Below are 25,935 nucleotides of genomic sequence, written 5' to 3' on the forward strand. Positions count from 1 at the left end.
CAGCGGCCTTCGGCACGATGAAAAACAGTGAAAATGAGCTCGCAGAACAACTGATAGGGCAGACCGGCGATAACACCCTGACGTTAATGGATAAAGGCTATTACTCGCTGGGGCTGCTGAATGCATGGAGCCAGGCAGGAGAACACCGTCACTGGATGCTCCCTCTCAGGAAGGGAGCGCAGTATGAAGAGGTCAGAAAGCTGGGCAAAGGCGACTATCTGGTGAAGCTGAAAACCAGCCCACAGGCACGAAAAAAATGGCCGGGTCTGGGAGATGAAATGACAGCCCGCCTGCTGACCGTGACGCGCAAAGGGAAAGTCTGCCATCTGCTGACGTCGATGACGGACGCCATGCGCTATCCCGGAGGAGAAATGGCAGACCTGTACAGCCATCGCTGGGAAATAGAGCTGGGGTACAGGGAGATAAAACAAACGATGCAACTGAGCAGGCTGACGCTGAGAAGTAAAAAGCCGGAGCTTGTGGAGCAGGAGTTATGGGGCGTGTTACTGGCGTATAATCTGGTGCGATATCAGATGATTAAAATGGCGGGCCATCTGAAAGTATACTGGCCGAATCAGCTGAGCTTCTCAGAATCATGCGGCATGGTCATGAGAATGCTGATGACGTTGCAGGGCGCTTCACCAGGGCGTATCCCGGAGCTGATGCGTGATCTTGAAAGCATGGGATAGCTGGTAAAGTTGCCGACAAGAAGGGAAAGGGCCTTTCCAAGGGTGGTAAAGGAGAGGCCCTGGAGATACCCCACAGCCCCGAAAAAAGGCCAGTCAGTTGCTTTACTGACTGGCATTACAGCTAGGCTGGGGGTTCCGGAAAGCTTTCAGCTTTAAGTCAGTTATAAAAACCCCTTTTGATTTGTTAAAACAACTTGCGGTCTGGCAACTGCAAGAGAGAAACAAGAAATCAAAAGGGGGTCCCAATGGGGGACGAGAAGAGCTTAGCGCACACCCGATGGAACTGTAAATATCACATAGTTTTTGCACCGAAGTACCGCAGACAGGCGTTCTACGGAGAGAAACGTCGAGCAATAGGCGCGATTTTAAGAAAGCTATGTGAGTGGAAAAACGTGAATATTCTGGAAGCAGAATGCTGTGTAGATCATATCCATATGCTTCTGGAGATCCCACCGAAGATGAGTGTGTCGGGCTTCATGGGGTATTTGAAAGGTAAAAGTAGCCTGATGCTTTACGAGCAGTTTGGCGATTTGAAATTCAAATACAGAAACAGGGAGTTCTGGTGCTGCGGGTACTATGTGGATACGGTGGGCAAGAACACGGCGAAAATACAAGACTACATAAAGCACCAGCTGGAAGAGGATAAAATGGGAGAACAGTTAGCGATCCCGTATCCGGGCAGCCCGTTTACGGGCCGTAAGTAATCCATAGATGCAAATGTCAGATTGCGATGCGCCTGTTAGGGCGCGGCTGGTAACAGAGCCTTACAGGCGCATTTGAAAAACCTCCGGCTATGCCGGAGAATACTTATTAAATGGAACTTTCACAAGCCCTCGGCATTATCAACTTTACCTCCCCTAAGCACGCCCGTAGCCTCTCGGACCTCATTCCCACTAAATTCATTCAGAAAGCGTTAACATTGACTGATACTGTCACACCCCGCAAACGTAAACTTCCTCTTGAATCCATGATTTGGCTGGTCAGTGGCATGTCCATTTTCTGCAATCGTCCCATGAGCGAGATCGTGAATCTGATGGATATCACTGACAGGACCGGTGAGCCTTTCACCGCCCGCAGCTCAGTCATTCAGCGCCGAAAAACGCTCGGGGAAGATGCTGTGCGGGAGCTGTTCGACATTACGCAGCGGCACTGGAACCAGCAGGCGGCCCATCCGAAATGGCACGGACTGAATCTGTTTGCTGTGGACGGTGTTGTCTGGCGTACGGCAGACACGCCGGAAAACAGCGCAGCCTTCAGCAGATCCGCCGGGCGAAATGGTACCGGAGGCTATCCGCAGGTCAGGATGGTTTGTCTGATGGAGCTGAGCTGTCATCTGATCAACGCCAGCGCCTTTGACAGTGAGAACATCAGCGAAATGCGACTTGCAGCACAGCTGCAGAGAGAACGCCGGATGAGAGTAGCACTTTATTCGATAAAGGATTTTACTCCCCGGGACTGCTTCATCACTGGCAGATGTCCGGAGAAAAACGGCACTGGCTGCTGCCACTGAAAAAAATACACACAATATGAAGTTGTGCGTAAGCTGGGACGTGGCGACGAGCTTTTTGAACTGAAAACCAGCCCACAGGCCCGGAAACAGTGGCCTGCACTCCCCGGGCGGTTCACCGCAAGACTGCTGACCCGAACGGTTGACGGAAAAGAAAAACAGGTTCTGACATCCCTGACAGACCAGAATCGCTACCCTGGCAATGATATCAGTGAGTTATATCGCCACAGGTGGGAAATTGAACTGGGTTATCGGGAAGCGAAGCAAGGAATGATGGACAATCGCTGGACGTTACGCAGTAAGTTGCCAGAACTGGTGCGACAGGAGTGTACTGCTGACTTACAACCTGGTGAGATACCAGATGGTAAGGATGGCGTTCGAACTGAAGGGCGATTATCTGCCTTACCAGCTGAGCTTTAGCGGCACAATAAGTGAAATAACCAGGCTGCTGATAACCTTGCCATGGGCCTCACCGGGTAAGATGCCGGGTGAGTTAAGAACGCTGTATGAGAAAGCGAAGTGGCTGGTATTACCGGGAAGAAGAGAGCGAAGTTACCCCCGGGAGGTAAAAGTTAAAGCCCAGAAATATCCGGCAAGAAAAAAAGCTGATCACCTTAAGTGACCAGCATTAGGAAATTCCCCGGTTTTTTTATTTATGCCGCTTACGAAGATTCTCAATCACCGCCGTCAAATCCAGCTCTTGATCCTGCAGCAGCACCAGCAGGTGATACATTAAATCAGACGCTTCGTTGGTCAGCTCTTCGCGGTCATGCACCGTCGCGGCCAGCGCGGTCTCAACGCCTTCTTCACCCACTTTCTGCGCAATACGCTTGGTGCCGCTTGCATACAGCTTCGCCGTATACGAGCTTGAAGGATCTGCCGTTTTACGCTCAGCCAGTAATTGTTCCAGTTGATACAGGAACAGCCACTGGTGGCTTGCCTCTCCGAAGCAACTGCAGGTGCCTTTATGGCAGGTCGGACCGATGGGGTTAGCCAGAACCAGCAGAGTATCGTTGTCGCAATCCGGCGTAATGCTAACCACATTCAGGAAGTGGCCTGAGGTTTCCCCTTTGGTCCACAGGCGCTGTTTCGTGCGCGAGAAGAAGGTCACTTTGCCGCTGCCGACCGTTTTCGCCAGCGCCTCCTGGTTCATGTATCCCAGCATCAGCACTTCACCGGAAACGGCATGCTGGACAACCACGGGCAATAATCCGTCAGTTTTTTCCCAGTCCAGCTGCGCCTGTTGTTGCTCTGTTAACATACCCTGATCTCCACGCCCTGGTCGGCCAGGTACGTTTTTAACTCACCAATATTGATAATCTGTTTGTGGAACACGGAAGCCGCCAGCGTGCCGTCAACGTTCGCATCGCGGAAGGCTTCCAGGAAGTGTTCCATAGTGCCCGCGCCGCCGGAGGCGATCAGCGGTACGTGACAAACCGCACGCACTTTTTTCAGCTGTTCCAGATCGTAACCGTTACGCACGCCGTCCTGGTTCATCATGTTCAGCACAATTTCGCCCGCGCCACGTTTCTGCACTTCCTGAACCCAGTCCAGCGTCTCCCATTGGGTCACGCGGGTACGGCTTTCGTCGCCAGTATACTGGTTGACGTGATACTTGCCGGTGGCCGCGTCATACCAGGTGTCGATCCCGACAACAATACACTGCACGCCAAAGCGATCGGCCAGACGGGTGATCAGCTCCGGGTCGGCCAGCGCAGGGGAGTTGATCGAAATTTTGTCGGCACCAAAGGAGAGGATTTTCGCCGCATCTTCTGCAGACTTAATCCCGCCCGCCACGCAGAACGGAATATCAATCACTTCTGCGACGCGCGCGACCCAGCTTTTATCCACCACGCGGCCATCGCTGGAGGCGGTGATATCATAAAATACCAGTTCGTCTGCACCTTCATCGGCATAGCGTTTTGCCAGTGGGACGATGTCGCCGATGATCTCGTGGTTGCGGAACTGCACGCCTTTTACGACCTGGCCGTCACGTACGTCCAGGCAAGGGATTATCCGTTTTGCCAGCATTGAATTGCCTCCGTCACAGTAAATTTTCCTTCCAGCAGGGCCCGGCCCACAATCACACCCTTGACGCCGGTACCGCGCAGCGCCGCCACATCGCCGATATCACCAATTCCGCCCGAAGACTGGAAGGCTACCTGCGGATAACGCGCGCAGACCTCTTCATACAGCGAGACGTTAGAGCCCGCCAGTGTGCCGTCGCGGGAGATATCGGTGCACAGCACGTGCTTCAGGCCAACGGGCAGATACATATCGACCAGTTCTTCCAGCGTCACGCCGGAGTTTTCCTGCCAGCCGCTGACCGCCACCTGCTTATTGCCCTGTTCGTCGATGCGGACATCCAGGGCCAGCACCAGCGCGTCAGAACCAAAGCGGCGGAACCAGCTTTTCACCGTGTCGGGGTCTTTGACCGCCGTCGAGCCGACCACCACGCGCGCCACGCCGGCGTCCAGCAGTGCCGCAACGTCATCTTCCGTGCGCACACCGCCACCAACCTGTACGAGGACATCCACGCCCGCCACCAGTTTTTTTAACAGTGGGATCTGGCGTTTTGCCGGATCTTTCGCGCCCGTTAAATCCACCAGGTGCAACACCTGCGCACCCTGAGCGGCATAATCCTGCAGGCGGGGCAGCGGATCGTTACCGTAATCGCGCTGCTGGCCGTAATCACCCTGATGAAGACGAACAACCGTGCCGTCAATTAAGTCTAAAGCGGGAATAATCATCACATCTCCAGGAAGTTTTTCAGCAGCTGAGCGCCTGCGGCACCCGAACGTTCCGGGTGAAACTGCACGCCGAAGAAGTTATCTTTCTGCACTGCCGCGGTAAACGCCTCGCCATAATTGCACTGGGCGATGGTGTAAGGATTCACCGGCATGGCGTAGCTGTGCACGAAGTAGAAGTAAGCGCCATCCTCAATGCCGCGAAACAGTCTGTCACCCGCTTTCGCATAAACGCGGTTCCAGCCCATATGTGGCAGTGGTAAACCGTGATCGGCCATTTTTGGCACGTCTTCTTCAATAATACCCAGCAGTTCGACGCCGTTGCTCTCTTCACTACGACGGCCGAGCAGCTGCATACCCAGGCAAATCCCGAGCACTGGCTGGGTACAGGCTTTGATGAGATCGACCAGTTCACGCTCGTGGATCTGATCCATCGCCGCCTGCGCGGTGCCTACACCAGGCAGGAAGAGTTTGTCTGCGCGCAGCACCACGTCCGGGTCGCGGCTCACCACCGGCTCGTAGCCGTGGCGGGCAATGGCCGATTTCACGGAGTTCAGGTTGGCGCATCCGGTATCCAGAATCACCACATTCATTACAGCACTCCTTTTGATGAGGGCAGGGCGTCACCTTCCACACGAATTGCCTGGCGCAGGGTACGGCCAAAGGCCTTGAACAGGCTCTCCACTCGGTGGTGGTCGTTCTTGCCTTTGGTCTTAAGGTGCAGCGTCAGGCCCATGGTGTAGGACAATGAGCGGAAGAAATGCTCCACCATTTCGGTGCTGAGATCGCCCACGCGCTGGTAGGTGAAATCGGCTTTATATTCCAGGTGCGGACGACCAGAGATATCCATCGCGCAGCGCGCCAGGCACTCATCCATTGGCAGAACAAACCCAAAACGGTTGATGCCACGTTTGTCGCCCAGGGCCAGCTTCAGCGCTTCGCCCAGCGCCAGACCGGTGTCTTCAACGGTGTGGTGATCGTCAATGTAGAGATCGCCTTTAACCGTAATCTCCATGCGGAAGCCGCCGTGGGTGGCAATCTGATCCAGCATGTGGTCGAAGAAACCCACCCCGGTGTGGATCTTGCTGCCGCCTTCGCGATCCAGCCACACCTTCACGTCAATCTGTGTCTCTTTGGTGTTGCGTTCTACGTGCGAGTAGCGGTCACGTTTGGTGAGCTGCTCGCCAATCTTCGCCCAGTTGAGTTCGTCGCGGTTGTAGCGCAGCCCGGTGATGCCCATATTTTCGGCAAGCGTAATGTCGGTGGCGCGATCGCCAATGACATAGCTGTTGGCTTTATCCAGGACATCTTCCAGCAGATAGCGTTCTACCAGTTTCACCTTCGGCTTGCGGCAGTCGCACGCATCGGCAGGCAGATGTGGGCAAATCAGCACCTCATCAAATACCACCCCCTGAGAGGTGAGTACCTGCATCATCAGATTATGCGGGCCGTCAAAGTCGGCCTGCGGGAAGCTGTCGGTACCCAGACCGTCCTGGTTGGTGATCATCACCATCTTATATCCGGCTTTCTGCAGTTTCAGCAGCACCGGGATCACGTCTGGTTCAAAAGCCAGTTTGTCGAAACGATCGACCTGAAAATCGGTTGGTGGCTCCGAAATCAGGGTGCCGTCTCGGTCGATAAAGAGGATCTTCTGGCTCATACTTTCTCCGCTTTCAGTGCGTCAATCACGCGCTGGCTCTCTGCACGGGTACCTACGGTAATACGCAGGCAGCCGCTCAGAGAAGGTTGTTTATTTTGATCACGTAAGATAATGCCCTGATCCCATAAAGATTTAAATACGGCACTGGAGGCGGTAAAGCGAACCAGGAGGTAGTTGGTTTCAGAGTCGAACACCTGCTCTACGCAAGGGATCGCTTTCAGGGCGGTCACCAGGTACTGTCGCTCTTCCAGGATTTGCGCCACACGCTCACGCATTGCATTGATCCCTTGCGGGGTCAGGGCCTGAGCGGCAATGTCAGCCACGGGAGTAGAAAGCGGGTACGGGGCGATCACTTTCAGCAGCAGGTCGATCACCGCTTTATTGGCCAGCGTAAACCCGCAGCGCAGACCTGCGAGCGCAAAGGCTTTCGACAGCGTACGCAGCACCACCAGGTGTGGGTACTCTTCCAGCCAGCCGGCCAGCGTCGCCTGAGGGCAGAACTCAATATAGGCTTCGTCGGCGACCACCAGTGCTTTGCCGCGGGTCATCTCCAGCAGGGTACGGATATCCTGAGGGTTGATAATTTGCCCGGTCGGGTTGTTGGGGCTACAGACAAAGACCACCTTCACGCCGTCCAGATTGTCGGCAATTCCCTGCAGGTCCAGCTGCCAGTTCTCCAGGGAGAGCACGTTACGGCACGCCACGCCAAAGGTTTCCGCGCTGACGCTGTACATGCCGTAGGTAGGCTGGCAATACATCACCGCATCTTTGCCCGGCTCGCAGAACGCGCGGATCAACAGCTCAATGCCTTCATCCGCCCCGCGGCTGACCAGCACCTGCTCCGGCTTCACGCCTGCATATTGCGCATAGTTTTCAATCACTGCTTTTGGCTGGCACTCCGGATAACGGTTCAGCGTCTGCTGTGACAGTTCAAACTGTACCGCTGTCGGGAATTCGTTGGCGTTCAGCCAGACATCACCGTTGCCGCCCAGGCGACGAGCAGACTGATAAGGCGTCAGTCGACGGACATTTTCCCGCGCTAATTCTTCAATGTTCATGCTTGCTCCTTCAGGGCTGCAACGCGCAGCGTAACGGCGTTTTTGTGGGCGGTCAGGCGCTCGGCGGCGGCCAGCGTCTCGATGGTGGACGCCAGCGAGGCAAACCCTTCACGGGAGAGTTCCTGTACGGTCATGCGTTTCTGGAAATCGGCCAGACCCAGGCTGGAACAGGTCGAGGTGTAACCATACGTCGGCAGAACGTGGTTGGTGCCGGAGGCGTAATCGCCCGCGGACTCCGGGGACCAGTCGCCGAGGAAAACCGAACCTGCACTGGTGATGCTGTCGACCAGGTCGCGCGCGTTGCGGGTCTGAATAATCAGGTGCTCCGGGCCGTACTGGTTGGAGATAGCGATGCACTGGTCAAGGTCGCGCGCCACAATCAGGCGGCTGGCGGATAACGCCTGGCGTGCCGTGTCGGCGCGGGGTAAATCGGCAAGCTGACGCTCTACGGCTTCACCCACGCGTTTGGCCATATCGGCATCTGGCGTCAGTAAAATCACCTGAGAATCCGGGCCGTGTTCCGCCTGGGATAACAGGTCAGACGCCACAAAATCCGGCGTGGCGCCGCTGTCGGCAATCACCAGCACTTCCGACGGACCCGCGGGCATATCAATGGCCGCGCCATCAAGGCGCTGGCTGACCTGGCGCTTGGCTTCGGTGACAAAGGCGTTGCCCGGACCAAAAATTTTGTCGACCTTCGGGATAGATTCTGTGCCAAACGCGAGGGCAGAAATCGCCTGCGCGCCGCCGACTTTAAACACTTCCTGCACGCCGCAGAGTTTTGCAGCATAGAGAATTTCATCGGCAATCGGTGGTGGGGAGCAGAGCACCACTTTCTGGCAACCGGCAATACGCGCCGGGGTGGCCAACATTAATACGGTTGAGAACAGCGGGGCGGAGCCGCCAGGGATGTAGAGGCCCACCGAGGCGACCGGACGGGTCACCTGCTGGCAACGCACACCCGGCAGCGTTTCCACATCAACGGTCTGCAGTTTCTGCGCGACGTGGAAGGTCTCGATGTTTTTCACCGCGACGGCCATCGCCTGTTTGATCTCGTCCCCAAGACGGCTTTCCGCCTCGGCGATCTCCTGCCCGGTTACCTTTAACGCACCGACTTCCGTTTTATCAAACTTCGCGCTGTATTCCCGCAGCGCTTTATCGCCACGGGTTTTGACGTTATTCAGGATCTCCGTCACGGTACGGGTGATGCTTTCGGAGGCGCTGATGGCCGGGCGCATTAACAGCTCGCGCTGCTGTTCGTCAGTACACTCATTCCAGGTGATGATCGTGTTAAAGCTCATGGCAATTACTCCATCATCTTCTCAATTGGCAGCACCAGAATGGAGCTTGCGCCCAGTGCCTTCAGTTTTTCCATGGTTTCCCAGAACAGCGTTTCGCTACTGACCATGTGCATCGCCACACGCTGCTGATCGCCCGCCAGTGGCAGAATGGTAGGGCGCTCAGCACCTGGCAGCAGGGCGATCACTTCGTCCAGACGTTCGGTTGGTGCATGCATCATGATGTATTTGGATTCACGGGCCTGAATCACACCCTGAATTCGGGTCAGCAGTTTGTCGATCAGCTGCTGCTTGGCGTCAGCCATTTCGCCGTCACGCTGGATCAGGCACGCTTTGGAGCGGTAGATCACTTCCACTTCGCGCAGGCCGTTCGCTTCCAGGGTGGCACCTGTGGAGACGAGGTCGCAAATGGCATCCGCCAGGCCCGCACGCGGTGCGACTTCAACAGAACCATTCAGCAGACAGGATTTAAACTGCACGCCTTTCTGATCCAGATAGCGTTTTAACAGGTGAGGGTAGGAGGTAGCGATGCGTTTGCCGTTCAGCGCGGCCGGGCCATCCCAGGCTTCATCAACCGGTGTTGCCAGTGACAGGCGGCAGCCGCCGAAGTCCAGGCGACGCAGGGTGAAGTAACGCGGATCTTCACCCTGAGCGCGACGGGTCAGAAGCTCTTCTTCCAGTACGTTTTCACCGATGATGCCAAGGTCAACGACACCGTCCATCACCAGGCCCGGGATATCGTCATCACGCACGCGCAGAATGTCGATGGGCATGTTTTCAGCCAGGGCAATCAGGCGCTGGGTGTGCAGGTTGATTTTAATCCCGCAGCGGGCCAGCAGTTCGCGTGAATCATCACTTAAACGGCCTGATTTTTGAATAGCTATGCGTAAACGTGAGTTATCTAACATTCTGTGTTCCTCGTTAACCTGTTTTAATCTGTCTGAATTTGGTCCAAAAAAAAGCCCCCGGAAGAAGATCTTCCGGGGGCTTTTTCATGCGTTCATGCACCACTGGAAGATCCAAACGTCTTCCAGCACACATCGCCTGAAAGACTAGTCAGGATGATGGTGGTGATGGTGGTGTTTAAATTGAACGCGTGTCATATAAATTCTCGATGAATGCTTATTCATTTGATGTCTTTTAACCTAAACCAGTTGTGTGACACATTGCAAGGGCTTTTTTTGATCATTAATTCATTTCATATTGATGCTATGAATTGTGTGTTCTGCTGCGCTGGCGTAGCCTTATGAGAGACGAGTGAGAGTCAGGAGAATTCACATGAAAAAGGTCGCGATTGTCGGTTTAGGATGGCTGGGAATGCCGCTGGCGATGTCATTAGCCGCGAAAGGCTGGCATGTGACCGGGAGCAAAACCACGGCGGATGGCGTGGAGGCGGCGCGCATGTGCGGTATTGATGGCGTCGAGCTGCGTCTTGAACCAGAACTGGTATGTGATACTGACGATCTGGACACGCTGATGAATGTGGATGCGCTGGTCATTACGCTTCCCGCGCGTCGCAGCGGCCCGGGCGAATCGTTCTACCTGCAGGCGATGCAGGAGATTGTCGACAGCGCGCTGGCACACGATGTGCCGCGTATTATTTTTACCAGCTCTACCTCGGTCTACGGTGATGTTGAAGGTGTGGTGAAGGAGACTACCGAGCGCCGTCCTGTTACCGCGAGCGGAAAAGTGTTGAAAGAGCTGGAAGACTGGCTGCACAACCTGCCGGGAACGCAGGTTGATATCCTGCGTCTGGCGGGGCTGGTTGGCCCAGGACGACACCCGGGACGCTTTTTTGCCGGTAAGTCTGCCCCCGATGGGCAACACGTGGTGAATCTGGTGCATTTAGACGATGTTGTCGGGGCTATTGAGCTCCTCTTACAGGCTCCAAAGGGCGGGCACATCTATAATATATGTGCACCCTCTCATCCTGCGCGAAGCACATTTTACCCGCTGATGGCGCGTCAGTTGGGCCTGGCGCCACCCGTTTTTGGTGAGACAAGGGACGAAAGCAAAGGCAAAATTGTTGATGGCAACCGCATTTGTCATGAACTGGGTTTTGAGTATCAGTATCCCGATCCGCTGGTGATGCCCATGGCATAAGTCCTCCGGCGGAATCTATCGCACACCGGAAGGGGGCGAACATGAAACCGCTGCTGGATGTTCTCATTATTCTGGATGCACTGGAAAAAGAAGGAAGCTTTGCGGCTGCCTCAGCGAAGCTCTACAAAACCCCTTCAGCGCTGAGCTACACGGTTCATAAACTGGAAAGCGATCTGAATATCCAGATCCTCGATCGCTCTGGCCACCGGGCCCGCTTTACCCGCACCGGACAAATGCTGCTGGAAAAAGGGCGTGAAGTGCTTCACACCGTCCGCGAACTGGAAAAACAGGCCATCAAACTTCATCAGGGCTGGGAAAATGAACTGGTGATTGGCGTTGACGATACTTTTCCGTTTTCCCTGCTGACGCCGCTGATTGAAGCGTTTTATCAGCGCCACAGCGTGACCCGGCTGATTTTCATTAATGGTGTACTGGGCGGCTCCTGGGAGGCCTTGGTTCAGGGGAGGGCGGATATCATCGTCGGCGCATTACATGAACCTCCTCAACTGAGCGATTTTGGGTTTGCCCGCCTCGGGATACTTGAGCAAGTTTTTGCGGTTGCTCCGCATCATCCGCTGGCCCGGGAGCCTGAGCCCATTAACCGGCGCGTTATTAAAGGTTACCGTGCCATTGTGGTGGGCGACAGCTCGCGGCCGGAATGTGCCGTATCGTCGCAGCTGCTTGATGAGCAGGAGGCCATCACCGTTTTTGATTTTAAAACCAAGCTGGAATTGCAAATCAGTGGGCTGGGTTGCGGCTATTTACCTCGCTATCTGGCGCAGCGATTTCTTGATAGCGGCGCGCTGATTGAAAAACAGGTCCTGGCTCAAAGCAGTAATGAACCGGTCTGGGTTGGCTGGAATGAACAAACGGCGGGGTTAGCCAGCGCCTGGTGGCGGGACGAAATTTTAGCAAATAGTGCTATCGCCGCTGTCTATACGCAGAGCAGCGTCCACAAATCAGCCAGTTAGCGCAGGAATATTTACAATGCCTTTGTAAAGTATTGCGTTTTGTATCTGATGTGGGGCAAAATGCGCCGCAGCAACCAAAGGAATAATCGACGATATAAAAGGCGTCGGTTATTTTTTTTTGCATGTATGAAACGAAACTAAAAACCAAGAGGCCGGGCTTCGTACCGGATAGATATTTACTAAAATCCGACAGTTGTTGTCGCTGAGGAAGAAAGAAATGGGGCAATTTTTCGCTTACGTGGCGGTTATCACCGTAAAGGAGAATAACTATGTCGCATAACGCAACTCCAAACACCTCTCGCGTGGAATTACGTAAAACACTTACGTTGATTCCGGTTGTTATGATGGGCCTTGCCTATATGCAACCAATGACGCTGTTCGATACATTCGGTATCGTATCAGGCCTTACTGACGGTCATGTGGCAACGGCGTATGCCTTTGCACTGGTCGCTATTCTCTTTACAGCGCTGAGCTACGGTAAACTGGTTCGCCGTTTCCCGTCTGCAGGCTCTGCCTACACCTATGCCCAGAAATCCATTAGCCCGGCGGTTGGCTTTATGGTGGGCTGGTCATCGCTGCTGGACTACCTGTTCATGCCGATGATCAACATTCTGCTGGCAAAAATTTACTTCGAAGCGCTGGTACCTTCCGTACCGTCGTGGCTCTTTGTTGTTGCGTTAGTGGCCTTTATGACCATCTCTAACCTGCGCAGCATTAAGACCGTGGCGAACTTCAACACCCTGATTGTTATTCTGCAAATGGGTATTGTTGCGGTTATTGTGGGTTTGATCATTTACGGTGTTTCTCACGGTGAAGGCGCGGGCACGCTGGTCAGCTCTCGTCCGTTCTGGTCTGAAGGGGCACATGTGGTGCCGATGATCACCGGTGCGACTATTCTGTGCTTCTCATTCCTGGGCTTCGACGGTATCTCTTCTCTGTCTGAAGAGACCAAAGATGCAGAACGCGTGATCCCACGAGCCATTTTCCTGACTGCGTTGATTGGTGGCATGATCTTCATTGGTGCCTCCTACTTCCTGCAGCTGTACTTCCCGGATATCTCTCGTTTCAAAGAGCCGGATGCTTCACAGCCTGAAATCATGCTGTATGTCGCAGGGAAAACCTTCCAGTGGGGCGTACTGATCTTCTCCAGCGTTACCGTTCTGGCTTCTGGTATGGCTGCGCATGCTGGGGTTTCTCGCCTGATGTATGTAATGGGTCGTGACGGTGTGTTCCCAACCCGTTTCTTCGGCTACGTTCATCCGAAATGGCGTACTCCGGCGTGGAACGTGCTGTTGGTTGGCGCAATCGCCCTGATGGCCATTAAATTTGACCTGGTAACAGCAACGGCACTGATTAACTTTGGTGCGCTGGTGGCCTTTACCTTCGTTAACCTCTCCGTGATCTCGCAGTTCTGGATCCGTGAGAAGCGCAACAAAACGCTGAAAGACCACTTCAATTACCTGGTTCTGCCAATGTGCGGTGCGCTGACGGTCGGTGCATTGTGGATTAACCTGGAAGAGAGCTCTATGATTCTGGGGCTGATCTGGGGTGGTATTGGTCTGGTTTACCTGGCCTGCGTGACGAAGAGCTTCCGTAACCCGGTTCCTCAGTACGAAGACGTTGCGTAATACCGTGTCGGGTGGCGGCTACGCTTACCCGACCGACAAAACCCGTAGGCCCGCGTAAGTGCAGCACCACCGGGCAAAAAAAACCGGAGACCATCGCCTCCGGTTTTTTTATCGTTGAATTTCAGACTATCTCTTGTACGTACTTGAACAGTGCTTTTAGTAGCGCCTGCTTCTCTTCATTCCCTTCGTATTGGCCGTAAAGCATCTCCAGCTCCTGCGCATAGCTGTGCAGATATTCAGGCGTAAACACATTACGGCGATGCTGCAGCCAGCGTTCCTGCTCAGCTTCATCCAGCGTGCCGGGATAGTTACGCGCGCGGTAGTTAAACATCAGCATCTCAATGCGTTTATCCGCAAAGGTGATGTCCAGCGCGGGCAGGTTACGCGGTTCAGTTTGCAGGACGATGTTCATCGCAGCACGGTCGGCATCGCTGAAGAAGCCGTTATACAGCTGCGCATCCACGTTTTCGGACGGCACGAATGGCTCGGCTTCGGCAAATATGGCGACGACTTTCTCGCGCACCTGCGGATTTTCGCGCAGTATTTTAAGGTTATCCAGGCAGTGCTGGCGGTTGATCCCGAGCCTGTCGGCATCTTCCGGGCGCAGCGTATTGGCCTGCGCCAGTACCGGACATTTATTGATATGCACCAGTTTGACCGGCACCGCGGGCAGGTCTCCCAGCGTATCTTTCGGGGTATAGAGGCGCTCACGCAAGGTATCGCTGTCGAGCTCCAGCAGCGGGGAGATATCCCCGGCTAAATCCACCATGATGACCGCGTTACGGTTATCCGGGTGCCAGGCCAGCGGTGCCACCCAGCTGGTGTTGCCGCGCCAGGCACCAAACATGCCGGAGATATGCACCAGCGGTTTCATCTGCGGCACATCAATCAGCGTCATCAGTTTCTGCTTACTGCGATGACTCAACAGATACTCAAACAGGCGTGGTTGTGCGGTTTTAACGAGCTTCGCCATGGCAATGGTGGCGTAGACGTCGGCCATCGCGTCGTGGGCATTACTGTGCTCAATGCCGTTGGCGCGCGTCAGGTGCTCCAGCCGGAAGCTTGGCAATCCGTCTTCGTTCTCTGGCCAGTTAATCCCCTCCGGACGCAGGGCATAACAGGCACGCATGATATCCAGCAAATCCCAGCGCGAATTGCGGTTCTGCCAGCTCCAGGCGTAGGGATCGTAGAAGTTGCGGTAGAAGATGTTGCGCGTCACTTCATCATCGAAACGGATATTGTTATACCCGACCACGCAGGTATGGGGAACGGTGAACAGATCGTGGATACGGCGGGCGAACTCTGCCTCGTTAACGCCTTTTTCCCGCGCTTCCTGGGGCGTTATCCCCGTGACCATGACCGCGCCGGGCTGCGGCAGGTAGTCATCGGCAGGTTTGCAGTAAAAGACCTCTGGCTCACCAATAATATTGAATTCGTCGTCAGTACGGATGGCGGCAAACTGCGCCGGTCGGTCCAGCGCCGGGTGGGTGCCAAAGGTTTCATAGTCGTGGAATAAAAAAGTCGGGCGTGCGGCAGAGTCAGACACCAGTAATACCATCCTGTTAAAAAGTGACGTCACTATGGTAAACGATCGTGAGGGACAGACCGAATAAAAAGCGCCGTCATACCGCAAATTTGCGAGCGTGGTTCCGGGAAAAACATGCTTCCTGTCACATTTTTTTGCAATTAAGCCAGGTAACGACACCAGAACTCCCGTAAAAAGGTCATCGATTTTTAATGACCTGAGGATATACCGTTGAAACGCCGTCTGTTTATTGCTGTTTCTTTACTCGCTTCGAGTGTCTCATCTGCTTTTGCGGCCGATCCGCTGGATTTTTCGCCGCAGCCTCCGGCCATTCAGGCCGGCTCCTGGGTACTGATGGATTACACTACGGGTCAAATCTTAACGGCGGGCAACGAACATCAACAACGCAACCCGGCGAGTCTCACCAAGCTGATGACCGGCTACGTTGTTGACCGCGCTATTGATAGCCACCGCATTTCCCCGGATGACATTGTCACCGTCGGGCGCGACGCGTGGGCAAAAGGTAACCCTGTCTTTGACGGTTCGTCACTGATGTTCCTGAAAGAGGGGGACCGCGTTTCTGTGCGCGACCTCAGCCGCGGTCTGATTGTTGATTCTGGTAACGACGCCTGTGTGGCGCTGGCGGATCACGTGGCCGGTGGCCAGCCGCAGTTCGTGAAGATGATGAATGACTATGTGCAAAAGATGAATCTGCGTGATACGCACTTCGAAACCGTTCATGGTCTGGATGCCCCAGGCCAGCACAGCTCTGCGTATGATCTGGCCGTGCTGTCCAGGGCCATCATCCACGGCGAGCCTGAGTTTTATCATATGTACAGTGAAAAGAGCCTGACCTGGAACGGGATCACGCAGCAAAACCGTAACGGTCTTCTCTGGGATAAGACCATGAACGTGGATGGTCTGAAAACGGGGCACACGTCAGGGGCCGGATTTAACCTGATTGCTTCCGCCGTGGACGGTCAGCGTCGCTTGATCGCCGTGGTGATGGGGGCAGACAGTCCGAAAGGGCGTGAGGATCAGGCCCGTAAACTGCTGCACTGGGGACAACAGAATTTTGATACCGTGCAGATCCTGCACAACGGTAAAAAAGTGGGCACTGAGCGGATCTGGTACGGCGATAAAGAACAGGTGAACCTGGGCACCGACCAGGATTTCTGGCTGGCATTACCGAAAGCAGAAGTACCGAACATCAAGGCAAAATACGTGCTGGATACAAAAGAGCTGGAAGCGCCGATAGCCGCCCATCAGCGGGTAGGCGAGATCCAGTTATACGACCGCGATAAAGTGGTCGCTCACTGGCCGCTGGTGACGCTGGAGCGTGTTGATAAAGGTGGCCTTTTCTCCCGTCTGAGTGATTACCTGCACCACAAAATCTAACCTTCCTGGGCAGACTGGCAGGGTTGCGAGTCTGCTCACATAATAAACACTCCTTGATTGCCGATTATAGAAATTCTGCTTTATAGTGTATAAATATACAGTGATAAACGGAGGCAGTATGGACTACAGCATCAGGCAGGAAAAGAAACGTAAGATTGCCGGTTTTCACCTGGTCGGGCCATGGGAACACACGGTAAAACAGGGCTTTGAACAGCTGGTCATGTGGGTCGATGGCCGACACATTCAGCCGCAGGAGTGGGTTGCGGTTTATTACGATAACCCGGACGAAGTCCCGGCAGAAAAATTGCGCTGCGATACGGCCGTTACGGTACCGGATGATTTTGTTATCCCGGAAAACAGCGAAGGGGTGATGATGACGGAAATTGCGGCCGGAGATTACGCCGTCGCGAAAGCACGTGTTGAAAACTACGACTTCGCCACGCCGTGGTACCAGTTCTTTAACTCCCTTTTGCAGGACAACAAATTCCAGATGGCTCTGAAACCGTGCTTCGAGCGCTATCTCAATGATGGCAACGCCGACGGGTACTGGGACATCGAAATGTTTATCGCCGTAGAGCATAAAGCGGGGTAGTCCTGTTAAATACAGGGTTTTTTAGCCGGGTGTGATCCGCCCGGCTGAAAACACAGTACAATTGTGATTTGCCGTGTAGCTGGAGAGCGGGTGTGCGTCCCGACAAATCATTAACGTCTTTCGAAATTCGGTTGTATAAACACTACCGCGTGGTTCATGGGTGCCGTATCGCGCTGGCATTCGTTCTGACGTTTGTGCTGGTCCGTTTACTGGATATTCCTGAAGGAACGTGGCCGCTGATCACGCTGGTGGTTGTCATGGGGCCTATCTCGTTCTGGGGGAATGTTGTCCCGCGTGCCTTCGAGCGCATTGGCGGTACGGTTTTTGGCTCAGCCCTTGGGTTGATTGCCCTTAAGCTGGAGCTTATTTCATTCCCGGTGATGTTGGCCTGGTGCGGTGTCGCCATGTTCCTCTGCGGCTGGCTGGCGCTGGGTAAAAAGCCCTATCAGGCACTGCTGATTGGTATCACCCTCGCGGTGGTGGTCGGCGCGCCAGCGGGTGATATGACCACGGCACTGTGGCGAAGCGGGGATGTTATCCTTGGTTCACTGCTGGCAATGCTTTTCACCGGTATCTGGCCGCAGCGCGCTTTCCTGCACTGGCGCATTCAGATGGCAAATTACGTCACCGCCTTTAACCGCGTCTACCAGGCCGGTTTTTCACCTAATCTTGTCGAACGTCCCCGGCTGGAGAAGCACCTCCAGCAGATCCTTAATGACGTGGTCAAAATGCGCGGTCTGATTACCCCTGCCAGCAAAGAGACCCATATTCAGAAATCGATTTTCGAAGCTATCCAGACCGTGAGCCGCAATCTGGTCTGCATGCTTGAACTGCAAATCAACGCGCACTGGGCCTCGCGCCCCAGCCATCTGTTAATGCTGAACGCGCAAACGCTGAAAGAGACGCAGCAGATGACGCAGCAAACCCTGCTGACCATCGCTCATGCCCTTTATGAAGGTAACCCGCAGCCCATCCTCGCAAACAGCGAGCGTCTGAATGAGATCGTTGCCGAGCTGAAACAGCTGATCAACGAGCGACAGGGCGATAACGTAGCGGAAACCCCAATCCATGGTTACGTCTGGCTGAGCATGGAGCTGGCGCGTCAGCTTGAGTTGCTGTCGCATCTCATTTGCCGTGCACTGCGCAAATAAAGAGCAGCTATCGCCATATGTGACGGCTGCTGCTTCGATTCAGCATCAATTGGGGTTATGATAGTTTTAAACGATATACTCATTGTCATTCGCAGCCGCTGTCAGTAAGGTTATTGGTACAACGGTTGCTTTAACGAATCCGAATCTCACATTATCAGGGGTGTAAAAATGGAAACTACCAAGCCTTCGTTCCAGGATGTTCTGGAATTCGTCCGCCTGTTCCGCCGCAAAAACAAACTGCAGCGTGAAATCCAGGACGTTGAGAAGAAGATCCGTGACAACCAGAAACGTGTTCTGCTGCTGGATAACCTGAGCGACTACATTAAGCCAGGTATGAGCGTTGAAGCTATTCAGGGCATCATCGCCAGCATGAAGAGCGACTACGAAGACCGCGTTGATGACTACATCATCAAAAACGCTGAGCTGTCTAAAGAGCGCCGTGACATCTCCAAAAAGCTGAAAGTGATGGGCGAAATCAAAAACGCTGAAGCCAAAAGCGAATAATCGCTGCTGATTGCAAAAAAGGCTCTCTGGTGACAGAGAGCCTTTTTTATTACGCAGAGCGCGGCTGAAGCTGGTAGATCCAGGCCTTAACCTGGTCACCTTCGGCGGTGGTCACCATGACCTCGACCCGATCGTAACCGTCTTCAAATTCGTCCAGCATCGGCCAGTGTGCCTCAAGGTTACTGGAGATAAACAGATAACCCTCAACGCGTGGGCCATCGGCGTGCAGCACGATACCCGGAAAATCTGCCGCAGGGCCCCAGCCACGCGCATAAAATGTCCCGGTGACAAAACCGGCCTGCCATTCACCGCCGATGCTTTCGAGAATATGTGCATTTGAATGGCCCGGGCGTAACGTACCGTAGACAAACAAAGAGTCCATTTTTCCTCACCAGAAAAGCAAAAAGCCCGCTTTAAAAGCGGGCTTTTAAGAATGTGGCTCCTCTGACTGGACTCGAACCAGTGACATACGGATTAACAGTCCGCCGTTCTACCGACTGAACTACAGAGGAATCGTTGTGGAGGCTTATCTTAGCGGCGAAAAAAGTTTTGTCAAACCTGATCTTAGTGATTAGCGATCGATTGCCGATTCTGTCATCAGTTTGTTGCAAATCCAGACATCTTTTTATGGAAAATACTTTGCAGGATGAACTTTTCTCCCCCATCATTTGAAATGGAGTTTCAACTTTTCTCGCTAAGGTCCATTTTGAACGTTACTGCCACTCTCCGCCAGGCGATTATGCGCACGCCATGGTATGCAAAACGTAAAAGTTATCGTGTTCTGTTCTGGCGTGAAATCACCCCGCTTGCCGTACCTATTTTTCTGGAGAATACCTGCGTTCTGCTGATGGGGGTGTTAAGCACCTTCCTGGTGAGCTGGCTGGGTAAAGAGGCGATGGCCGGGGTCGGGCTGGCGGACAGTTTTAATATGGTGGTGATGTCTTTCTTTGCCGCTATCGATCTTGGGACCACGGTGGTGGTGGCCTTTAGCCTAGGCAAGCTGGATCCGAAGCGTGCCCGCGAAGCCGCCCGGCAGTCGCTGATGATCATGACCCTTTTTTCGATCATCCTGGCGGCGGTGATTCATTATTTCGGCAAAGAGATTATCGACTTTGTTGCGGGTGAAGCGACGAATGAAGTTAAGGATCTGGCGCTGACCTATCTGGAAATGACGGTCTTAAGCTATCCTGCCGCGGCTATCGCGCTGATCGGTAGCGGCGCGCTGCGCGGGGCGGGCAACACAAAAATTCCGCTGCTGATCAACGGCGGAATGAACATCCTGAATATCATGATCAGTAGCGTCCTGATCTACGGTGTTTTCTCCTGGGAGGGGATGGGGTTTGTTGGTGCAGGGCTGGGGCTAACTATCTCCCGCTACATTGGTGCGGCAGCCATCCTCGGGGTGTTGATGGCGGGGATCACGCCATCGCTGCGCCTCACGTTAAAAAGCTACTTCCGACCCTTTAACTTCGCCATTATCTGGGAAGTGATGGGGATTGGTATTCCTGCCAGTATCGAGTCGGTACTGTTCAACGGCGGTAAACTGCTTACCCAGATGTTTGTTGCCGGTATGGGGACAGATGTGATTGCCGGTAACTTTATTGCCTTCTCCATCGCCTCGCTGATTAACCTGCCGGGTAACGCCCTCGGGTCGGCCTCCACCATCATCACCGGTAAACGGCTCGGCAAAGGGCAGATAGGGCAGGCGGAGCGGCAGCTGCGCCATGTCTTCTGGCTGTCGACCATCGGTCTGACGATAATTGCGTGGGGGAGCGCGCCCTTTGCCGGGCTGATGGCCTCGTTCTATACCCACGAAGATGATGTTAAAGAGGTCGTTAAGATCCTGATTTGGCTCAACGCGGCATTTATGCCGATCTGGGCGGCGTCCTGGGTACTGCCTGCCGGGTTAAAAGGGGCACGCGATGCCCGTTTTGCGATGTGGGTGTCTATGCTCGGCATGTGGGGTTGCCGCGTGGTAGCGGGTTATACGCTGGGTGTCATGCTCGGTATGGGGGTCGTCGGGGTCTGGCTGGGGATGTTCCTTGACTGGGCCGTGCGTGGGGCATTGTTCTACTGGCGTATGGTAAGTGGACGCTGGCTCTGGAAATATCCGCGGCACAATGCCTGACAAATGTGCGAAATGTTGAATAAATCGGCAAACGATCGGAAATCTGCATTCTGCCTTTGACAACACCGGGTAGCATCGATAATATGCGCCCCGTTCACACGATTCCTCTGTAGTTCAGTCGGTAGAACGGCGGACTGTTAATCCGTATGTCACTGGTTCGAGTCCAGTCAGAGGAGCCAAATTTGAAAAGCCTGCTTTTAAAGCAGGCTTTTTGCTTTTGTGCGTTCTGGAAAACTGCCGGGTGGCGGCTTCGCCTTACCCGGCCTACGGGACTGTAGGCCCGGTAAGCGCAGCGCCACCGGGCAATAAACCGCACTAATGTTTCACACGAATCGGCGCCGTCGCCTCCACCAGCCACGGACGCGCGTCGCTCTCCACCAGCGGGGACAGCGCTTCGCGCACCTGCTGATGATACTCATCCAGCCACTGCTTTTCCTGCTCGTTTAACAGATTGAGTTCGACCTGGCTGAGGTCGATTGGGATCAGCGTCAGCGAAGCAAATTTGCAGAATCCTGGACAGCTCTCCACAATCTCCACCTGATTTTCAATGCGGATCCCATGGCTATCCGCCAGATAGTATCCCGGCTCGATAGTCATAATATTGCCCGCCACCAGCGGCCATGGGTTGACCTTTTTAGCGATGCGATGCGGGTTCTCATGGATAAGCAACTGATGACCCACGCCATGGCCCGTTCCGTGATCGAAATCCAGCCCCATCTCCCACAGCGGCCGACGCGCGAAGGCATCCAGCTGATGCCCCTGGGTGCCGGACGGGAACTGCAGGGTAATCAGCGACAGAAAGCCTTTCAGCACGGCGGTATAGTGTAATCGCTGCTGTGGGCTGACCTTGCCCCACGCCAGGGTACGCGTGGCGTCAGTGGTACCATTATGGTACTGACCACCAGAATCATTCAGATAAAAGTGGTCATGGCCGATGGGTTTGTTGCTGGCTTCGCTTGAGTGGTAGTGGCACATCGCCGCATTGCTGGATGAGGCCGAAATGGTCGCAAAACTTTGCTCAATAAAGCCAGGCTGCTGCTCGCGAAACACGAGTTGCTGTGCTTGGGCCTCCAGCTCGGTCAGCGGCTGGCCTGCTGCCGCACGTGCGGGCACTTCACGGCTCAGCCAGGCCAGGAAATTGACCCACGCGGCACCGTCCTGATGATGACACTTCCGGTAACCCGCCAGTTCTACCGGATTTTTATTGGCCTTCATCAGCGTGATGGGGTCGGTGCGCCAGAGAATGTCACCGTGTGGCTCAATGGCAAAACGCAGAGCCACCGGCGCTGAATCGGCATCTACCATCACCCGTTTACCGTGAGAAAGGCGCTGGCAGCGTTCAATAAAGGCATCCTGCGGCGCAATGGTGAAAGCGTTTCGCACGCTATCAGGCAGGTTGCTTAGCTTATTGTCGTTAACGAACCACTCAACGCTACCGTCCCGACTGAGCAGGGCAAAAGAGAGCGGAACCGGGCTGGTGGGAATATCTGAACCGCGCACGTTAAGCAGCCAGGCGATGTTATCCGGCAGGGTCACGGCCAGGTAATCGGCATTGTTCGCGGCCAGCACGGCGGCAACGCGCTGACGTTTATCGGCGCTGCTTTCACCACTGATTTCAACGGGCATCTCGCGGATAAGCCCCGCCGGAGCGGCAGGGCGATCGGTCCATAACGTCTCAAACGGTGACTGGTTAAGCGGCACCATTTCACACTGTGTCGCAGATAGCGTCTCATAATCGGCATTGGTCATCAGCAGCGCTTCAAAACCAATACGGGTGCCAGCTTCAACGTTGGCCGTCAGCCATTGTGCCAGCGGCTCGTTGTGCAGATGATGGATCTCTACTTCATCCATATTGACCTGCACGCGGGCCTGAACCTGATAGCGGCCATCGACAAAAAGCAGGGCTTTGTCTTTTAGCACCAGAGCCAGCCCCGCCGAGCCATCAAAGCCGGTCAGCCAGGCCAGTTTTTCATCATACGGCGCGCAGTATTCGCTCTGCCAGGCATCTGCGCGCGGGACGATCATCCCGTCGAGCTTATTTTCCTGTAGCCACTGACGCAGGGCCGATAACGGTGATGGGGTGTGCATTATTTTTCCTTATTGTTATCAGCGGAATGGCGGTTCGTTAAAGGTACGCAGCTTGCGTGAGTGCAGCCGGTCACCTTCTGCCCGCAGCAAATCAATGGCGCGAATGCCAATTTGCAGGTGTTCGGAGATAGCCCCTTCGTAGAACCGGTTTGCCTGTCCCGGAAGCTTGATTTCACCGTGCAGCGGTTTATCGGAAACGCACAGCAGCGTACCGTAAGGCACACGGAAGCGATAACCCTGAGCGGCAATGGTGGCGCTTTCCATGTCAATCGCCACCGCGCGGCTCAGGTTGAAGCGCAGGGCAGAGGCGGAATAACGCAGCTCCCAGTTACGGTCATCTGTCGTGACTACCGTGCCGGTACGCAGACGCTGTTTGACCTCTTCACCCGGCATGCCGCTCACCTCTTTGGTGGCGTCGTACAGCGCGCGCTGCACTTCGGCAATGCTTGGGATCGGGATGTCCGGCGGGAGCACGGCGTCAAGCACGTGGTCATCACGCAGGTAGGCGTGGGCCAGCACGTAGTCGCCAATCAGCTGGCTTTCACGCAGCCCACCGCAATGACCAATCATCAGCCAGACGTCCGGGCGCAGCACCGCCAGATGGTCGCAGATGGTCTTGGCGTTTGACGGACCCACACCGATGTTGATAAGCGTAATGCCCTGGCCGTCGGCGGTGATCAGGTGCCAGGCTGGCATCTGGTGCTTCTTCCACGCCAGATCGGAGATAGCCTGCTCAGGCGCTTCGGTTTCAGCGGTGATCCAGATCCCGCCGGCGCAGGAGAGGGCGATATAAGGGCTCTCCGGGTCAAGGATCTGGCTACAGCCCCAGCGGACAAATTCGTCGACATAGCGGGTGTAGTTGGTAAACAGCACGAACGGCTGGAAATGCTCGGCTGGCGTCCCGGTGTAGTGACGCAGGCGCGCCAGGGAGAAATCCACCCGGCGGGCGTCAAAATGTGACAAGGGGGAAAACTCTGCCGGGTGATAAATGCCGTCGGCGGTCTCATCGCCAATCTGCGACAGCTCGGTCGTCGGAAAATGGCGCGTCAGCCCTGCGCTCATGGAGCGATCGAGCGTTAACGCCGAACCGTCAATCACGTACGGATAGGGGATTTCATGCTGTGATGGCTCAACGGCAATGTGTGCGCCGTAGTCCTGATAGAGCAGAGTGAGTTGTTCCTCAAGGTAAGGACGGAACAACGCAGGGCGGGTCACGGTGGTGCTGTAGCAGCCGGAGTGGGTAAAACGCGCGTAGGCACGGGTCTTTGGCGTGGTGCTGGCGCTGCCGTCCCAGGTGACAGAGAGCGATGGATAAACAAAAAGGCCCTGGGTTCTGGCCTTTTCGTCGGGAAGTTTCCCTGTTTCGATGTACTCACTGATGGCGCTGCGCAGCGCATTGACGGACTGTTCGTACAGCGCGTCGAGTTTTTCCAGTGCCTGAGCCGGGGTCAGGCTGGAGCCCTTATTATTCATGTCTGTCTCCTTGTTCCACAGGTGTGCTGCTATATCCGATAGTATGTCACACGCCTGTGAAACAAAAGGGAGATCAGGGATGGTGTATCTCTTTCATCACCAGCGCCGTGGCGGCCGACAGCAGGCAGCCTGCCAGCAGGTAGATCGCGACGCTGTGCCAGTTTCCGCCGGAGAACGTCACCAGCGCGGCGGCAATAAACGGCGTAAATCCGCCGCCCACGACGCTCGCCACCTGGTATCCCACGCCCGCCCCGCTGTAGCGGTAGCTTGCGCCGAACAGTTCGGTAAACATCGGTTGCTGCACGCAGACCACCATGTCGTGGGCAATGTTGGCGAGCATAATGGCAAAGAAGACTATCCAGAAGACCGACTGTGCCTCCAGCGCCATAAAGAACGGCCAGGCGCTGAGGGAGCCAATCAGCGCACCGGTAATATAGACGCGGCGGCGGCCAAACCGATCCGCAAGCCAGGCGAAGCAGGGGATTGTCAGACAGCTGATCCCGCCCACCAGCAGACCGATATTCAGGAACAGCTCACGGGGGAGGCCGAGGTTCTGCGTGGAATAGTTCAGGGCAAACGCGGTGACGATATACATCGTCAGCAGCTCGCACAGGCGCAGGGCGATAATTTTCAGAAAAGCGCCAGGATGACGAATGAGCGCTTCCATCACCGGCAGCCGTTTTCTGGCAACGGGGTTTTCCCGCTGCTGTTCAAACTCGGCGGACTCTTCCATTCCGTTACGGATCCACAGCGCGGCGATAACCAGCACGATGCTGAAGATGAAGGGAATGCGCCAGCCCCAGCTCAGAAACTGCTCATCGGTCGTGAAGTGGCTGATAAGCGACACCAGCCCGGTGGAGAGCAACAGACCCACGCCGTACCCAACCTGCACGCCGCTGCTGTAGAACGCTTTCTTATTTTTCGGTGCGCTTTCGACCGATAACAGCGCCGCGCCGCCCCATTCGCCGCCCACGGCAAAGCCCTGAATGGCGCGCAGGGTGACCAGCAGTACCGGAGCCCACCAGCCAATCGTGGCAAACGACGGCAAAATACCGATCAGCGCAGTGGCGATCCCCATCATCCAGACGGTGAGCATCAGCATACGTTTGCGGCCAAGGCGGTCGCCAAAGTGGCCGAAGATCACCCCGCCCAGCGGGCGGAACAGAAACCCGACGCCAAAGGTGGCAAACGCGGCGAGCGTGCCCATGGCCGGGCTAATTTGCGGAAAGAATTCGCGGTTAAACACCAGAGCGGCGGTGATGCCGTAGAGCAAAAAATCATACCAGTCCACGACGGCCCCGGCGAAGCTGCCAAAGGCAGCGCGGCGGGCACGGTTAAGGCAAGGTGTCCCCTCGCCGGGACGTGTGGAGATGAGGGTGGAGTCCATAGTTGTCCTGTCTGCACTGATTTTTTAT

At 55.0% G+C, this 25,935-nt stretch carries 24 protein-coding genes, 2 tRNA genes, 2 pseudogenes and 1 other annotated feature; of the genes and pseudogenes, 13 read left to right on the forward strand and 15 right to left on the reverse strand.

The window, feature by feature from the left end; all coding sequences use genetic code 11:
- The 3 genes and pseudogenes from PUZ33_RS10155 to PUZ33_RS10165 all read left to right on the forward strand — a co-directional run.
- Positions 1 to 845, forward strand: a pseudogene (locus tag PUZ33_RS10155) (IS4 family transposase); the annotation flags it as partial.
- Between the two features lie 89 nt (positions 846 to 934).
- Positions 935 to 1,393: an IS200/IS605 family transposase gene (tnpA, locus tag PUZ33_RS10160; RefSeq protein ID WP_058681273.1), complete on the forward strand. Its 459-nt coding sequence runs from the start codon at positions 935 to 937 to the stop codon at positions 1,391 to 1,393.
- 110 nt (positions 1,394 to 1,503) lie between these two features.
- Positions 1,504 to 2,818: pseudogene (locus PUZ33_RS10165) on the forward strand (IS4 family transposase).
- Positions 2,819 to 2,845: 27 nt separating this feature from the next.
- On the opposite strand, the gene hisIE reads toward PUZ33_RS10165, so the two are convergent.
- From hisIE to hisL, 9 genes are all read right to left on the reverse strand, one after another.
- A complete protein-coding gene (gene hisIE, locus PUZ33_RS10170) occupies positions 2,846 to 3,457 on the reverse strand; it encodes a bifunctional phosphoribosyl-AMP cyclohydrolase/phosphoribosyl-ATP diphosphatase HisIE (RefSeq protein ID WP_058681274.1) in 612 nt (203 codons plus the stop codon).
- Entirely contained in the window at positions 3,451 to 4,227 is a 777-nt protein-coding gene (gene hisF / locus PUZ33_RS10175; protein WP_058681275.1) for an imidazole glycerol phosphate synthase subunit HisF, read from the reverse strand. Before hisF ends, hisIE begins: the two co-directional genes overlap by 7 nt.
- Positions 4,209 to 4,946: a 1-(5-phosphoribosyl)-5-[(5-phosphoribosylamino)methylideneamino]imidazole-4-carboxamide isomerase gene (gene hisA, locus PUZ33_RS10180; RefSeq protein ID WP_058681276.1), complete on the reverse strand. Its 738-nt coding sequence runs from the start codon at positions 4,944 to 4,946 to the stop codon at positions 4,209 to 4,211. The genes hisF and hisA overlap by 19 nt, the downstream gene beginning before the upstream one ends.
- Positions 4,946 to 5,536: an imidazole glycerol phosphate synthase subunit HisH gene (gene hisH / locus PUZ33_RS10185; RefSeq protein WP_001103580.1), complete on the reverse strand. Its 591-nt coding sequence runs from the start codon at positions 5,534 to 5,536 to the stop codon at positions 4,946 to 4,948. The genes hisA and hisH overlap by 1 nt, the downstream gene beginning before the upstream one ends.
- Complete coding sequence (gene hisB / locus PUZ33_RS10190; protein WP_058681277.1) at positions 5,536 to 6,603, reverse strand: bifunctional histidinol-phosphatase/imidazoleglycerol-phosphate dehydratase HisB; 1,068 nt, start codon at positions 6,601 to 6,603, stop codon at positions 5,536 to 5,538. The genes hisH and hisB overlap by 1 nt, the downstream gene beginning before the upstream one ends.
- Positions 6,600 to 7,661, reverse strand: coding sequence for a histidinol-phosphate transaminase (gene hisC, locus PUZ33_RS10195; protein WP_038420089.1), 1,062 nt, complete (start codon positions 7,659 to 7,661; stop codon positions 6,600 to 6,602). Before hisC ends, hisB begins: the two co-directional genes overlap by 4 nt.
- Entirely contained in the window at positions 7,658 to 8,962 is a 1,305-nt protein-coding gene (gene hisD, locus PUZ33_RS10200; protein WP_058681278.1) for a histidinol dehydrogenase, read from the reverse strand. The genes hisC and hisD overlap by 4 nt, the downstream gene beginning before the upstream one ends.
- Before the next feature lie 5 nt (positions 8,963 to 8,967).
- Positions 8,968 to 9,867, reverse strand: coding sequence for an ATP phosphoribosyltransferase (gene hisG / locus PUZ33_RS10205; protein ID WP_000886595.1), 900 nt, complete (start codon positions 9,865 to 9,867; stop codon positions 8,968 to 8,970).
- A gap of 45 nt (positions 9,868 to 9,912) precedes the next feature.
- Positions 9,913 to 10,036, reverse strand: a sequence feature (His leader region).
- Complete coding sequence (hisL, locus tag PUZ33_RS10210) at positions 10,012 to 10,062, reverse strand: his operon leader peptide (RefSeq protein ID WP_001364200.1); 51 nt, start codon at positions 10,060 to 10,062, stop codon at positions 10,012 to 10,014. It overlaps the preceding feature by 25 nt.
- Before the next feature lie 175 nt (positions 10,063 to 10,237).
- On the opposite strand from hisL, the gene PUZ33_RS10215 reads away from it, so the two are divergent.
- The 4 genes from PUZ33_RS10215 to PUZ33_RS10230 all read left to right on the forward strand — a co-directional run bounded on the left by PUZ33_RS10215 (position 10,238) and on the right by PUZ33_RS10230 (position 13,661).
- Entirely contained in the window at positions 10,238 to 11,062 is an 825-nt protein-coding gene (locus PUZ33_RS10215) for an SDR family oxidoreductase (RefSeq protein ID WP_047024633.1), read from the forward strand.
- Positions 11,063 to 11,103: 41 nt separating this feature from the next.
- The gene (locus PUZ33_RS10220; RefSeq protein WP_063161189.1) at positions 11,104 to 12,033 is read left to right on the forward strand and encodes a LysR substrate-binding domain-containing protein; all 930 of its coding nucleotides are present in this window, start codon (positions 11,104 to 11,106) and stop codon (positions 12,031 to 12,033) included.
- A gap of 217 nt (positions 12,034 to 12,250) precedes the next feature.
- Entirely contained in the window at positions 12,251 to 12,313 is a 63-nt protein-coding gene (yoeI, locus tag PUZ33_RS10225) for a membrane protein YoeI (protein ID WP_099458931.1), read from the forward strand.
- Positions 12,303 to 13,661, forward strand: a complete 1,359-nt coding sequence (locus PUZ33_RS10230) for an APC family permease (RefSeq protein WP_013097840.1) — start codon at positions 12,303 to 12,305, stop codon at positions 13,659 to 13,661. The genes yoeI and PUZ33_RS10230 overlap by 11 nt, the downstream gene beginning before the upstream one ends.
- Before the next feature lie 121 nt (positions 13,662 to 13,782).
- Here PUZ33_RS10230 and sbcB read toward each other — a convergent pair whose 3' ends face one another.
- Complete coding sequence (gene sbcB / locus PUZ33_RS10235; protein ID WP_375138605.1) at positions 13,783 to 15,219, reverse strand: exodeoxyribonuclease I; 1,437 nt, start codon at positions 15,217 to 15,219, stop codon at positions 13,783 to 13,785.
- 198 nt (positions 15,220 to 15,417) lie between these two features.
- Between sbcB and dacD the strand changes: the two genes are divergently transcribed.
- The 4 genes from dacD to PUZ33_RS10255 all read left to right on the forward strand — a co-directional run bounded on the left by dacD (position 15,418) and on the right by PUZ33_RS10255 (position 18,831).
- The gene (gene dacD, locus PUZ33_RS10240) at positions 15,418 to 16,584 is read left to right on the forward strand and encodes a serine-type D-Ala-D-Ala carboxypeptidase DacD (protein WP_058681734.1); all 1,167 of its coding nucleotides are present in this window, start codon (positions 15,418 to 15,420) and stop codon (positions 16,582 to 16,584) included.
- Positions 16,585 to 16,702: 118 nt separating this feature from the next.
- Positions 16,703 to 17,176: a DNA gyrase inhibitor SbmC gene (sbmC, locus tag PUZ33_RS10245; RefSeq protein ID WP_058681733.1), complete on the forward strand. Its 474-nt coding sequence runs from the start codon at positions 16,703 to 16,705 to the stop codon at positions 17,174 to 17,176.
- A 92-nt stretch (positions 17,177 to 17,268) separates the two neighbouring features.
- Positions 17,269 to 18,327, forward strand: a complete 1,059-nt coding sequence (locus PUZ33_RS10250) for an FUSC family protein (protein WP_058681732.1) — start codon at positions 17,269 to 17,271, stop codon at positions 18,325 to 18,327.
- Positions 18,328 to 18,495: 168 nt separating this feature from the next.
- Positions 18,496 to 18,831 carry a DUF496 family protein gene (locus PUZ33_RS10255; protein ID WP_010432067.1) on the forward strand — a complete coding sequence of 112 codons (336 nt, stop codon included), beginning with the start codon at positions 18,496 to 18,498 and terminating at the stop codon, positions 18,829 to 18,831.
- Between the two features lie 49 nt (positions 18,832 to 18,880).
- On the opposite strand, the gene PUZ33_RS10260 is transcribed toward PUZ33_RS10255, so the two are convergent.
- Both PUZ33_RS10260 and PUZ33_RS10265 read right to left on the reverse strand, forming a co-directional pair.
- Entirely contained in the window at positions 18,881 to 19,213 is a 333-nt protein-coding gene (locus tag PUZ33_RS10260; protein WP_058681731.1) for a gamma-glutamylcyclotransferase family protein, read from the reverse strand.
- Between the two features lie 54 nt (positions 19,214 to 19,267).
- Positions 19,268 to 19,343 (reverse strand) — tRNA-Asn (locus tag PUZ33_RS10265).
- 161 nt (positions 19,344 to 19,504) lie between these two features.
- On the opposite strand from PUZ33_RS10265, the gene emmdR reads away from it, so the two are divergent.
- Positions 19,505 to 20,959 carry a multidrug efflux MATE transporter EmmdR gene (emmdR, locus tag PUZ33_RS10270; RefSeq protein ID WP_120727113.1) on the forward strand — a complete coding sequence of 485 codons (1,455 nt, stop codon included), beginning with the start codon at positions 19,505 to 19,507 and terminating at the stop codon, positions 20,957 to 20,959.
- Positions 20,960 to 21,062: 103 nt separating this feature from the next.
- Positions 21,063 to 21,138 (forward strand) — tRNA-Asn (locus PUZ33_RS10275).
- Positions 21,139 to 21,274: 136 nt separating this feature from the next.
- On the opposite strand, the gene PUZ33_RS10280 is transcribed toward PUZ33_RS10275, so the two are convergent.
- The 3 genes from PUZ33_RS10280 to shiA all read right to left on the reverse strand — a co-directional run bounded on the left by PUZ33_RS10280 (position 21,275) and on the right by shiA (position 25,907).
- On the reverse strand, positions 21,275 to 23,047 hold the full coding sequence (locus PUZ33_RS10280) for an aminopeptidase P family protein (RefSeq protein WP_058681730.1): 1,773 nt from the start codon (positions 23,045 to 23,047) through the stop codon (positions 21,275 to 21,277).
- A gap of 18 nt (positions 23,048 to 23,065) precedes the next feature.
- A complete protein-coding gene (locus tag PUZ33_RS10285) occupies positions 23,066 to 24,520 on the reverse strand; it encodes an AMP nucleosidase (RefSeq protein WP_013097832.1) in 1,455 nt (484 codons plus the stop codon).
- Between the two features lie 73 nt (positions 24,521 to 24,593).
- Positions 24,594 to 25,907 carry a shikimate transporter gene (gene shiA, locus PUZ33_RS10290; protein ID WP_040024042.1) on the reverse strand — a complete coding sequence of 438 codons (1,314 nt, stop codon included), beginning with the start codon at positions 25,905 to 25,907 and terminating at the stop codon, positions 24,594 to 24,596.
- Positions 25,908 to 25,935 lie beyond the last annotated feature (28 nt).

The sequence above is a fragment of the Enterobacter cloacae complex sp. 2022EL-00981 genome, assembly GCF_028737495.1.
Lineage (GTDB): Bacteria > Pseudomonadota > Gammaproteobacteria > Enterobacterales > Enterobacteriaceae > Enterobacter > Enterobacter cloacae.